Origin of the sequence: Niallia endozanthoxylica (genome assembly GCF_008710145.1) — a bacterium.
GTDB classification, from domain to species: domain Bacteria; phylum Bacillota; class Bacilli; order Bacillales; family Cytobacillaceae; genus Bacillus_BD; species Bacillus_BD endozanthoxylica.
On sequence record NZ_VYKL01000011.1, the window covers coordinates 59,582 to 69,493 of the forward strand.

At 41.8% G+C, this 9,912-nt stretch carries 10 protein-coding genes; 1 reads left to right on the top strand and 9 read right to left on the bottom strand.

Annotation, left to right across the window (positions count from 1 at the left end):
- Positions 1-7: 7 nt before the first annotated feature.
- Both F4V44_RS05275 and F4V44_RS05280 read right to left on the bottom strand, forming a co-directional pair.
- Positions 8-457: a low molecular weight protein arginine phosphatase gene (locus F4V44_RS05275; protein WP_150438953.1), complete on the bottom strand. Its 450-nt coding sequence runs from the start codon at positions 455-457 to the stop codon at positions 8-10.
- A 158-nt stretch (positions 458-615) separates the two neighbouring features.
- Positions 616-1,170 carry a manganese efflux pump MntP gene (locus F4V44_RS05280; protein ID WP_150438954.1) on the bottom strand — a complete coding sequence of 185 codons (555 nt, stop codon included), beginning with the start codon at positions 1,168-1,170 and terminating at the stop codon, positions 616-618.
- A 522-nt stretch (positions 1,171-1,692) separates the two neighbouring features.
- Between F4V44_RS05280 and F4V44_RS05285 the strand changes: the two genes are divergently transcribed.
- Entirely contained in the window at positions 1,693-2,391 is a 699-nt protein-coding gene (locus F4V44_RS05285) for a polysaccharide deacetylase family protein (protein WP_150438955.1), read from the top strand.
- 87 nt (positions 2,392-2,478) lie between these two features.
- Here F4V44_RS05285 and F4V44_RS05290 read toward each other — a convergent pair whose 3' ends face one another.
- The 7 genes from F4V44_RS05290 to rho form a co-directional block, all read right to left on the bottom strand.
- The gene (locus F4V44_RS05290) at positions 2,479-3,522 is read right to left on the bottom strand and encodes an L-threonylcarbamoyladenylate synthase (RefSeq protein ID WP_150438969.1); all 1,044 of its coding nucleotides are present in this window, start codon (positions 3,520-3,522) and stop codon (positions 2,479-2,481) included.
- Between the two features lie 143 nt (positions 3,523-3,665).
- Positions 3,666-4,109, bottom strand: a complete 444-nt coding sequence (locus F4V44_RS05295; protein ID WP_150438956.1) for a GNAT family N-acetyltransferase — start codon at positions 4,107-4,109, stop codon at positions 3,666-3,668.
- 173 nt (positions 4,110-4,282) lie between these two features.
- Positions 4,283-5,272, bottom strand: coding sequence for a stage II sporulation protein R (spoIIR, locus tag F4V44_RS28360; protein ID WP_150438957.1), 990 nt, complete (start codon positions 5,270-5,272; stop codon positions 4,283-4,285).
- 164 nt (positions 5,273-5,436) lie between these two features.
- Positions 5,437-6,294, bottom strand: coding sequence for a peptide chain release factor N(5)-glutamine methyltransferase (gene prmC, locus F4V44_RS05305; protein ID WP_150438958.1), 858 nt, complete (start codon positions 6,292-6,294; stop codon positions 5,437-5,439).
- A gap of 3 nt (positions 6,295-6,297) precedes the next feature.
- Positions 6,298-7,368: a peptide chain release factor 1 gene (gene prfA / locus F4V44_RS05310; protein ID WP_150438959.1), complete on the bottom strand. Its 1,071-nt coding sequence runs from the start codon at positions 7,366-7,368 to the stop codon at positions 6,298-6,300.
- 373 nt (positions 7,369-7,741) lie between these two features.
- Complete coding sequence (rpmE, locus tag F4V44_RS05315; RefSeq protein ID WP_150438960.1) at positions 7,742-7,942, bottom strand: 50S ribosomal protein L31; 201 nt, start codon at positions 7,940-7,942, stop codon at positions 7,742-7,744.
- 285 nt (positions 7,943-8,227) lie between these two features.
- A complete protein-coding gene (rho, locus tag F4V44_RS05320) occupies positions 8,228-9,493 on the bottom strand; it encodes a transcription termination factor Rho (RefSeq protein WP_150438970.1) in 1,266 nt (421 codons plus the stop codon).
- Between the last annotated feature and the right edge of the window lie 419 nt (positions 9,494-9,912).

Genomic DNA, 9,912 nt, shown 5'->3' on the forward strand with positions numbered 1-9,912 from the left:
GCTTTTTTTATCCTTCTTTTTGCTGTAAAATAATTGTTGCCTTTTCAATAGCTTCCTTGATTTCATGAAAAGCTTCCCTATATATTTCAACAGGTCCGCCGAATGGATCGGCGATATCAGGATATCCACCTATTTGGGCAAATTCCTTCAAGGTAAATGTTTTTGAATGTGCCTCTGGATATCTGTTCAAAATCGTGTCCTTGTGTCCAGCAGTCATCGTTAAAATATAATCTGACCATTCCACAAGTGTTTCATCGAGCAATGATGACTGATGATTATGAGGAATCTCCTGCTCATCTAGAACCTTTTTCGCGTTCGCAGAAGCAACACTCCCCGTTTGTGCATAAATTCCAGCCGACTTCACTTCCAGCCCCGGAATAGCCATGTTCCTTAGAATCGATTCTGCCATCGGACTTCTACACGTATTTCCTGTACAAACAAATAACACACAAGTCATGTCACCATCTCCTTTACCTATAGATTATAAAATAATTCAGTCTCATTCCATAGATATATAATGAATTTTTCTCTTTATTAACGTATAAATAAAGCTTATATTTTCCTTTTCAATTATATAACAGAATGGCAAAAACACCCAATAAAGGGTGCGCGGACTTACATTGGAAATAGCAGCTTAATTCCGAAGAATAGAAGAATCGCTCCTCCCAATACTTCACTATATTTTCCGAGCCAATCCTGAACGCGACGGCCTATCATTAGTCCGAGCCACGATAGAAGCGTGGCACCTGCACCAAAACAGGCGAGAACAATTACGGTTTGTGCTCCGTATATCCCTAGGGTCAGTCCTACTGAAAAGCTGTCAAGGCTTACGCTAAGTGCAAACAAAATTAAGCCGAATCCAACCGGCGTAATCAGACTCTCCTCATTATTTGCCAAGCTAGACCAAATCATCTGTACACCTAAAATTAACAGCAGCCCTCCGCCAATATAAACAGCAACGGCCCCAAACTGATCCGATAAAAACCGCCCAGCGAGCATTCCAAACAACGGCATAAAAATATGAAAAATTCCAATTGTGATTCCAATTTTAAAAACCTGCCGCAATCGCAGCTTATACATCCCCATCCCCAAGCTAATCGAAAAAGCATCCATCCCCAGCGCAAAAGCCATAATGATGATTGTAATTAACTCCCCAATAATTGGCGGCATCCCCATTCCCCCTCGGACGTGCTATTTCAACATATGCAAGTCCAAATGGATTTAGAAGCGGGTGTTTATTGAGTGATTTGTAATTGAATCTTGAACTTACTGCTGTGATGGACTGTCTGATTGGGGTTTTATCCAGCATTTTATCATTTATCCACAGACTTATTCCCAAAATACATATTAAAATTGGATTTGGTTGAACTGATTATGTGGACAGTAAGTGAATAAATAGACTTTTCTTTTCAAAAAAATCATTTTTCACCGCAAGACGCAGTGAATATGTGGATTCCCCTGTTGAAAACCCCCATTTTTTCGAGGAATAGACATGCAGCACTAACTTGATATGTGGATACTCTGTTGAAAAGTTCCTTTTTTCAGCAATAACATAGCCCATTAACTGAATATGTGGGTAAACCTGTTGAAAACATACCTTTTCATCAGCATAAACATTCCTCTATAAGTATGATGTTCATTGTTGCTATAATTAAGTGGGTATTCATCATAATAAAAGGTTAGGTATCCTATATGAAGAAAAAATTACTTATCACAGGGTTAAGCATTTTAGTCTTTCTCTTATTGTTTTATGGCACCTATACGTTAGCGACCTCGCGAACCTTTCAGCTCTTCGGCGGGATGACTGCACAGGTAGAAACAAATAAAAAGGTGGTTGCGCTAACGTTCGACGACGGACCGACTGAGAACATCACTCAAATTTTACCCTTATTAGACAAATACAATGTGAAGGCTACTTTTTTTCTAATCGGCCAAGATATTGAGAACTACCCTGAAGGAGCAAAACAAATTGCCGCAGCGGGCCATCAAATTGGCAATCATACTTATTCCCATCATCGTATGGTTTTCAAAACACCTTCGTTTATCCAAAAAGAGCTTGAAAAAACGGACACGTTAATTCTTGAAGCTGGATATGAGGGAGAAATTGATTTTCGTCCGCCATACGGAAAAAAACTTATCGGATTGCCCTATTACTTGAAAAAGCAGAACAAGGAAACCATCACCTGGAACTTGGAGCCTGACACCTTTTACAGCGCAGCTTCTGACAAGGTGAAATATGTAAAAGAAAATGTAACGCCGGGCTCCATTATCCTGCTGCATCCGATGTACGAGGATGCTGAGCAAGCACTGGAAACGATTGAGGGAGTGATTCAAACCTTACTTGAAAAAGGTTATACGTTTGTTACCGTCGATGAACTCCAGGAATTATAAACACCACAGGACCTCGCGCTAAGGTCCTTTTTCAAGCAAAAAAGCATCTGAAACCAGGCCTTCACAAGCCCTATTTCAGATGCTTTATTAACCTTTAATGACCCGCTGACCAGCCGCCTTCAACAGCCGGTTCATAATCGCATTTCCCACACCTTCATTCGGAAACATCTCGCTATAAATTAGATCAACATCCTGTTTATTGAAGCTGCGTAAGGCTTCATAAATGGAGCTTGCAACAGTTTCAAGACGATCTCGTTCACCGCAGGCATAGATATAATCTGCATCATAAAATGCCTCATTTTCCGCTGTGGTAAGAACGCCTACTTTCCTGCCCTCCCGGTGCTGCTCATTAATCAGCCTTTGAATATCTTCCCTTGTTCCATCGATAAGATAAAGCGGGGCATCCGGTGCATAGTGGCGGTATTTCATGCCTGGTGATTTCGGCGCTTCCTTTTCATCAGCCAAAGCCGGATCGACATGGACTTCACCGACCACCTCTTCCAACTGCTCTTTCGTGACTCCTCCTGGACGAAGAATAACCGGAATTTCCGACGTACAATCAATGACTGTGGATTCCACCCCGACACCTGTCGGACCGCCATCCACAATTCCTGCAATCCTGCCGTCCAAATCTTCTTTTACGTGCAATGCCGTTGTTGGGCTTGGCTTGCCAGACCGATTGGCACTTGGCGCTGCAATCGGCAGACCCGAAGCCTTCAAAATCGCCATCGCTACTGGATGATCCGGCATCCTAACAGCAACCGTCTCCAGCCCGGCTGTTGCCTTACTGGAAAGAAACCCCTTTTTTAATGGAAAAATAATCGTGAGCGGCCCCGGCCAAAAACGACTCATCAGCAGCTGCGCATGTGCAGAAATGTCCTCCACAAAGTCCGTAAGCTGTATCTGCCCAGCGATATGAATAATTAACGGATTGTCACTTGGACGTCCTTTTGCTGCAAAAATCTTTTCGACCGCCTGATTATCTTTCGCATTTCCACCCAGTCCATAAACCGTTTCAGTCGGAAACGCGACTACTTCATTTTTTGATAAAAGATCAGCAGCTTGTTGAATTTGTGGATAATTTTCCAGTTTATCCACAAATTTATCCACTGACCAATAATTTGTATTCATCATCTTCCACCTTCAAAAACACTAAAATTTACGCTAATTTCCTTTGAAAGTATAAAAGAAGATAGTGAACAACTCAAGCCTTATCCACAAATTGTGGATAAAAACATTCATTTTGTGGATAAATTTGTGGATATTAACAGATTTTAGAGTGAAATTTTCAGGAAAATGGAGTTATCCACAGTGAGAACGTGTTGAACGTGACCAGCTTGAGATAATACCGGCGGCAGTTCCGTTTTCTTAATTTGTTGAAAACCAAGAAGTTCAACCAGCTTCACTGCTCCAATTTTATTAGTGGCCATAAAGATATCCTTCATGCCCTTTTCCGATGCAAGGAGGAAAATCTGCTCAAATAATATATAGACATCATTTTTCATCGTTTGCGACGTCATCACTAACGAGCGCAGCAAGCCTACCTTGCCAAACTGCTCAATTCCAATCGTTGCCTGAATATTGCCCTTTTCATCTTCCATGATAAGGAATGAATCAATGGTTCCTTCCACCCCATCCGTACTCAGACCTGCCCGCTCCAAAAAAGTCATTAAGTTATCAACATCATCATTGAGTGCACAACGAATCACTGCGCCCATACAACTCCCCCCTAGTTTCAGTTCGTTAAACTATTAATATGAAAAAATAGAGAAAGTAGTACCTTTATTTTGAATTCAGATGGGTGAACAAGCACGCAAAGAATGGTCTAGGGGTAACTCCATAGATAGAAAGATCCAATGAAAAAGGAAAGAAGAGTACCTTCTTCCCTTGCTTAACCAAATATTCTATCCCAAATTTCCTTAACAAAAAACTTCACTTCAACCGGCTCTTCATCTTCACCTATGTAAATAGGAGCTTCTTGTTCGTTATTCTCTGTTTGTGTTTCAACTTCTTCTATTACTGAAGCAGGCTCTTCTTGCTTATCTTCTGTTTCCACAGCAGGCTCTTCTTTTTCAACTGATTGCGTTTGAATGACTTTGCTCTCAACTGATTTTGCTTGATTAGGTTCGTTATCCACAGTCTTCTTAACTTCTTTTTCTGCTTCTTCACTGAAAGCAGCTGATGCTTCGATAACCTCTGCCGCTACAGCCTGTTCCTGGCTATCAGCTTGTTCAGTGGACACTAAAGTACTATTTTCCTCTTTATCCACAAACTTTTCGTTATCTTCTTTTGAATCATAGGATTTTTCATTATCAGACTTCTTTTCGTCTTTATTTTCAGCTACCTGCTCTTCTTCCTCATCAAACCCTTCACTTACCGCTACACCGTTTGAAAAATCAAGGAAACATAATGGCGGAAACAGCACGCACCACCAGTTGGCGCCTGTGCCTTCACCAAGAGTAATGAGAATAGCTTCATACTGCCCTGCAGGATATAAAAATTGTCCATAAAGTTTAGTTGGGAAATCCACTACACCGAACTCAACCTTCACCGATTGGTTCATATTTTCTTCTTCCATGACTTGCTCGGCAATCTTCTGGATTTCTGGAATACCAGATTTGATGACTTCTCTTGCTTCTTCTTTTGAAGTTAAATCGGATACCCAATTTGTAATTTCTTTATTGACCTCATCCCGTATCATTCTTTTAACAGCCTGATCCTCACTACTGTCACTGTTAGCCAAGATGCGAAGACGAATCGCATCATTTGGAATAACCAAAGCATCATTTGCCGTCACTTCATTTTTAGGTATATATAAACTTAAAATTGTACCAATTGATAGGATAAATAAATAGATGATTGCTAGATTTTTTCTTTTCATAAAGCAGCACCGTCCCTTCACTAACCCATTGTGGACAGGATGCCAAATTTTTAAACTAGCAAATATGTAAAAATTTTTTTAATAGATTTATAAAGTATCCCTCTATGGTGCAGGCACCGCAAATGGACACTTTGGACACTTTGTCTTTTTGCGATGCCTGACACCTATGACAATTCCATAAATACCATTCTGTCTTTTCCGTTAATATCATGGACAGTTTCAATATGAGCCTTAGGGAATGCAGTACGAAGGAGATCAGAGACGGCACCGCTCTGCCCAGCTCCTACCTCAAATCCGACGAGTGCTTTTTCTTTTAATACAAGCGGCAGTTCTTCGGCAAACCTGCGGTACAAATCCAGCCCATCTTCACCGGCAAACAAGGCTCCATGTGGTTCATGCTCTGTGACGACTACGGACATGTCCACCTTATCCCCAATTGGAATATACGGCGGATTAGAGATAACGACGTCAAATTTTCGGCCTGTCTCGATAAACGGCCGCAGCAAATCACCTTTTACAAATGTAACCTCCGCTTCAAGCTGTCTAGCATTTCCACGTGCCACGGCCAAAGCCTCCTCAGAAATATCGCTCGCCGTTACCGAAAGCACCGGCCGCTCAAGCTTAAGCGAGATGGCAATGGCTCCGCTCCCCGTTCCTACATCAACAACATCAACAGACTGATTTTCACCGAACAACCGGGATGTCCGCTCAAGCGCCCCAAGCACCAGCTCCTCTGTCTCAGGCCTCGGGATTAACACACACTCATTCACACGAAAAGTGCGTCCATAAAACTCCTCATGACCGATTATGTACTGAACAGGCGTCCCTTCTCCATGAAGCTCTACCGCACCGCGGAAACGGTTTTCCACCTCAGGCTCCAGCTCCTCTCGCAAGTTCGCTAAGAGGGTTGTACGATTCATATGTAAGAAAAAGCGCAGCAATAATTCACCGGCATTTTCGTCACGACCCTTTTCTCTTAAAAAAGAAGAAGCCCATTGAAGAGCTTCGTATATTTTCGCCATATCTTAATCCTCTGCACTTTCCAGCTTGCTTGATTGTTCTTCTAAAATAAGAGCATCAATGATGTCATCGACTTTCCCTTGAAGGATTTGATCAAGCTTTTGGATGGTTAAACCAATTCGGTGGTCTGTCACACGATTTTGCGGGAAGTTATACGTACGAATACGCTCGGAACGGTCACCCGTACCGACAGCTGATTTACGCTGCTGGTCGTATTCTGCCTGTGCTTCACGCTGGAACTTATCGTACACACGGGCACGAAGAACCTTCATCGCTTTTTCCTTATTCTTAATCTGTGATTTTTCATCCTGACAGGAAACAACCGTCCCTGTAGGGAGATGGGTTAAACGAACGGCTGACATCGTCGTGTTAACACTCTGTCCGCCTGGTCCACTAGATGCAAACGTGTCGACACGGATATCCTTCTCATGAATCTCTACTTCTACTTCCTCTGTTTCAGGAAGAACGGCAACCGTTGCGGTAGAAGTATGAATCCGGCCGCCTGATTCTGTTTCAGGAACACGCTGCACGCGGTGTGCGCCATTTTCAAACTTCAGCTTCGAATAAGCACCTTTTCCGTTAATCATAAAAATAATCTCTTTGTAGCCACCAACACCTGTTGTACTTGCTTCGATGACATCTGTCTTCCAACCCTGAGCTTCAGCAAACTTGCTGTACATACGGTACAAGTCTCCGGCAAACAGAGCGGCTTCATCACCGCCGGCAGCACCGCGAATCTCCATAATAACGTTTTTGTCATCATTAGGATCTTTCGGGATTAAGAGAATTTTTAGCCTTGCTTCTAATTCCTCTATGCGGTCTTCTAATTCAGAATACTCTTCTTTTACCATTTCCCGCATTTCCGGGTCCAGCTTTTCCTCGAGCATTTCCTTTGCATCCGCTAATTGCACTTTCACTTCTTTATATTCACGATAAGTAATAACAGTTTCTTGTATATCAGACTGCTCTTTTGAATAATCACGCAGCTTATTTGTGTCACTAACAATTGAAGGGTCGCTTAACAGCTCATTCAGCTTATCGTAACGGTCCTCCACAGCTTGAAGACGATCAAACACGGTCATTCACCTCATTTATTAAAATAAAACGGATAAGTATTATGAAGCGTAAGAAGCTGAATCCGATAATATGTATCTTCAGTCACCTTACGCAGGTCGCTCTACATGGATAACAGTCTAATTATAGTATAGGCAATATTCTTCGTCAAAACCCTATTTACAGCAATTATTAAAAGCATGGGACGGACGATTCTTTAAACATCAAAAAACAGGCAAGACTGAAACTTGCCTGTTTTTTTCGTTCGTTATTACGTCTAACTCCAGGCGCCAACGGCTCGAGGCCATAAGCCAATCCGTCAAGAAGGTTAAAGAACAACCTTCATGCCGGCTCGTCTTATGCTTGTCGCCGTTAAGCGGGCACCTTACGTTTTTCTTACTTAAGACCGTATTTTTTATTGAATCGATCAACACGACCGCCAGCTTCAGCGAATTTTTGACGTCCTGTGTAGAATGGATGACATTCTGAACATGTCTCAATGCGGATAGTTTCCTTTACTGAGCCAGTTTCGAATTCGTTACCACAAGCACATTTCACTGTAGCTTTCTTGTAATTAGGATGAATTCCTGCTTTCATTCCTTTTCAGCTCCTTCCGCCCTGAATCTTTCGAAACAGAGTTATATGTTACAGCAATACAGTTGTACGCTATTTTTTACTGAAAAACACTCTTCATATTATAGCAAGGTCTATTTTGAATTGCAACTTCTGTTTTATTCCTATTTTTAACTTGTTTTTTGATTTTCGTTCCAGGCACTTCGCGCACTTTAGGGCGACCGCAGGAGTCTTCGTGTGCCTTCCACTTCAATCAACAAGTCCACAAAAATCAAATTATCCTTAAACATAACAATTTATTAAAAATGCTTACGAACGTTTCGCCTTCATTTCATCACTCAAGGCAGCAAAGAAATCTTCGTTTGATTTCGTTTGTTTTAGCTTGCGAAGGAATTTCTCGGCAAAGTCAGGTGCGTCTGACATGGATTTGCGGATAGCCCATAACAGGTCAAGACGGTCTTTTGGAATAAGAAGCTCTTCCTTCCGTGTACCGGAGCGACGAATGTCGATGGCCGGGAAGATTCTTCTTTCTGCCAAGGATCGGTCAAGATGAAGCTCCATATTACCGGTTCCTTTAAACTCTTCATAAATTACATCGTCCATTCGGGAACCTGTGTCAACAAGCGCTGTTGCCAGTATCGTTAAGCTTCCGCCTTCTTCAATATTACGGGCAGCTCCGAAGAAACGCTTTGGACGGTGGAACGCTGCAGGGTCAATCCCCCCTGACAGTGTACGACCGCTCGGCGGAATAACGAGGTTGTAGGCACGTGCCAACCTTGTGATACTATCCATTAAAATAACAACATCACGCTTGTGTTCTACAAGGCGCATAGCACGCTCTAACACTAGCTCCGCTACTTTAATATGGTTTTCCGGTACTTCGTCAAAGGTCGAGCTGACAACATCACCGGCAACAGAACGTTCAATGTCTGTTACCTCTTCCGGACGCTCATCAATCAGAAGCACGATTAATTCTGCCTCCGGATGGTTCGTTGTCACACTGTTGGCAATTTCTTTAATTAACATTGTTTTCCCTGCTTTTGGAGGAGCAACGATCAAGCCACGCTGACCAAAACCAACGGGTGCTACAACATCCATAATCCTTGTTGAAATATTTTTATGTGTTGTTTCAAGCTTCATTTGTCTGTTTGGATATAATGGCGTTAAGGCCGGAAAATGAACGCGCTCCTTTGAGGTTTCGGGGTCATCCCCATTCACTGCCTCCACTTGGAGCAAACCGAAATATCGTTCATTTTCTTTTGGCGGACGGACTTTACCCGATACCTTATCTCCATTTCTTAAATCAAAGCGACGAATTTGTGAGGCGGAAATATAAATATCCTCTGAACTTGGAGAATAATTAATCGGTCTTAAAAATCCGAACCCCTCTGATTGAATGATTTCTAGGACACCTTCCATGAAAAAGTACCCTTCTTGTTCAGCACGTGCTTTTAAAATGGCGAAAATTAATTCCTTTTTTGTGAGCTTGCTGTAATATGACACTTTATATTCGCGAGCTAGTTCGTACAGCTCTTTTAACTTCATATTCTCTAAACTTGATATATTTAATCCCATGATTCCACCACTCTTTTGAATTTTCAATCATTCCCTCCACGAGCAGAACATTCAGGCAGTATTTTATGAAAGGTAAAAGGAAAGATTTTTATTAACGCTTGAGGTTCTTACTTATTGAAGAATGTCTTATACGTGAGTTTGAATATTTGAAGACAAAAATAATTTTTATTTTACCTTTTCTTGTGAAACTTAACAATATTAATTTTTGTAAAAATAGGGAATGAAAGATTTTTCTCTATATGAAAGTGCAGCAGCTATTCAAATCTTAATAAATAGCTGCTGCTTTACCTTTTCTGAAAGGAAAGTATAAATTTCTATACATGAAGGCTATTTACGCCTAACCATTGACTGGCAAGGCACTTCCGCTTTTAGTTTTATCTAGCTCCAGCGCCTACCCCCTCGAGGTCATAAGCCAATCC

Excerpts from the sequence above, each read along its gene's own strand:
- rpmE (WP_150438960.1), bottom strand. The coding sequence starts at position 7,942 with ATGAAAGCAGGAATTCATCCTAATTACAAGAAAGCTACAGTGAAATGT.
- F4V44_RS05285 (WP_150438955.1), top strand. The coding sequence starts at position 1,693 with ATGAAGAAAAAATTACTTATCACAGGGTTAAGCATTTTAGTCTTTCTC.
- rho (WP_150438970.1), bottom strand. The coding sequence starts at position 9,493 with ATGGGATTAAATATATCAAGTTTAGAGAATATGAAGTTAAAAGAGCTG.
- F4V44_RS05295 (WP_150438956.1), bottom strand. The coding sequence starts at position 4,109 with ATGGGCGCAGTGATTCGTTGTGCACTCAATGATGATGTTGATAACTTA.
- F4V44_RS05280 (WP_150438954.1), bottom strand. The coding sequence starts at position 1,170 with ATGCCGCCAATTATTGGGGAGTTAATTACAATCATCATTATGGCTTTT.
- F4V44_RS05275 (WP_150438953.1), bottom strand. The coding sequence starts at position 457 with ATGACTTGTGTGTTATTTGTTTGTACAGGAAATACGTGTAGAAGTCCG.
- spoIIR (WP_150438957.1), bottom strand. The coding sequence starts at position 5,272 with ATGAAAAGAAAAAATCTAGCAATCATCTATTTATTTATCCTATCAATT.
- F4V44_RS05290 (WP_150438969.1), bottom strand. The coding sequence starts at position 3,522 with ATGAATACAAATTATTGGTCAGTGGATAAATTTGTGGATAAACTGGAA.
- prmC (WP_150438958.1), bottom strand. The coding sequence starts at position 6,294 with ATGGCGAAAATATACGAAGCTCTTCAATGGGCTTCTTCTTTTTTAAGA.